We start from the raw sequence: 391 nt of genomic DNA on the forward strand, positions 1-391 counted from the left end.
CGAAGGATGTGACTCGTCCTTGATATGCAAAAACACGAATATTAATGGAATTTCCACCAGGAAAACTATGCTTGACATATCGGATATATTCCATATTGAACACCAGTGGATAAACGTGAAGTCAGCCTATATTTCTAAGTCTACAGTCAATGTTTCTCACTCGATGAACATGCGTCAGATATCATCAGAAGATGGTCTTGTGTGTCGATTGATGTCGACACCTACAGGGACGATGTTGAAGTTGAGCGTCTCTGGATGCGGCAGATAAATGCCATCAATAGATAAACTTTTCTCAAGAACACAAAGAGATAATGAAAACGTTTTCAGATACGACATTCGACGAACGAGCGGTACAATTTGCCTGTCAAATTCGCTCGTTGTCCAATATACA

The 391-nt window shown here is 40.2% G+C and carries 1 protein-coding gene; it reads right to left on the reverse strand.

Annotated elements, in window-relative coordinates; all coding sequences use genetic code 11:
• Positions 1-174 precede the first annotated feature (174 nt).
• Positions 175-391, reverse strand: a 217-nt coding sequence (locus D7Y04_RS46270) for a hypothetical protein (RefSeq protein ID WP_233601886.1), incomplete at its 5' end; no start/stop codon positions are given.

The sequence above is a fragment of the Corallococcus sp. AB038B genome (assembly GCF_003668955.1).
GTDB lineage: Bacteria > Myxococcota > Myxococcia > Myxococcales > Myxococcaceae > Corallococcus > Corallococcus exiguus.